The organism is Methylotenera sp. (assembly GCF_030653755.1).
Lineage (GTDB): Bacteria > Pseudomonadota > Gammaproteobacteria > Burkholderiales > Methylophilaceae > Methylotenera.
Genome location: NZ_JAURYU010000009.1, coordinates 1 through 1054 on the forward strand (window position 1 = coordinate 1; position 1054 = coordinate 1054).

Below are 1054 nucleotides of genomic sequence, written 5' to 3' on the forward strand. Positions count from 1 at the left end.
CAGACTATTTTAGCAGCTGGTAAAAAAGTATATTTACAATCCAGCAAAGACCCTGCAGGGTTTTTGGTTGAAGTGGATTCTGGCGGTACGGCAACCAATTTAGGCAAAATAGTGGCTGAACGTGGCAATATCACCATGATGGGCTTGGCAGTAAATCAGGCTGGTACATTAACGGCCACCACATCGGTGCGTGCCAATGGTTCTATACACTTACTTGCTCAAGATAAAGTGGGCGTAGTGGGTGTGAATGTTACTGGTGCACGTAATGGTATTGTGACGTTAGCTAAAGATAGCATTACTGAAGTGAAACCAGAATATGCAAATAAAGAGGAAACGATAGCATCACAAGCATTTAAAACCTCTGAGGTAAAAATTGAAGCTGCTTTAGTTAATATTGATGGAAAAATAAGTGCTAAAGGCGGTAATGTGACTATTGCAGCTCTAAATCCGGCATCAGCAGTATTAAATAGCCAAAATCCAAATGGAATTTTAAGCAGAATCTATTTGGGTAACAATGCGGAGATTGACGTTTCTGGCGTAGATGCGGTGGCGCCAATGTCGCGTAACCAGCTTGAGATTCAGCTATTTTCAGATCAATTAAAAGATGCGCCTATATTGCGTGATACAGGTTTATTTAAAGATACGGTGTTTGTTGATGCCAGAAAAGGTACAGAATTATTTGATATTCAGCCTTTTCTGGCTTTAAAAGGTGCAACAGTCGCCGAAAAGATGACCAAAGCAGGCGTAATTACTTTATCTACACCCAATGAAATAATCGCTGAGAAAGGTTCTGTACTGAATGTGTCAGGCGGCTCAACTACTTATGAAGCTGGCGCTATAAAAGAAACCAATCTATTTTATAACGGTAAATTAGTGCCTATTTCAGAAGCGAAACCTGGCGTTCCTTATGATAAAACGGCGGATGTATATACGGTAAAAGACTCTAAATGGGGCGTGACACGCAGTTGGGATTTAAGCGGCGGCGGTACCAAGGGATGGGGAAAAGTGACAACTGGCACTACTGTTAGCCAGTTAAAGACTTCTATAGTGGGAA

At 41.5% G+C, this 1054-nt stretch carries 1 pseudogene; it reads left to right on the forward strand.

The annotated features are described in order from the left end of the window. A pseudogene (locus tag Q7U33_RS01685) lies at window positions 1-1054 on the forward strand (filamentous hemagglutinin); the annotation flags it as partial.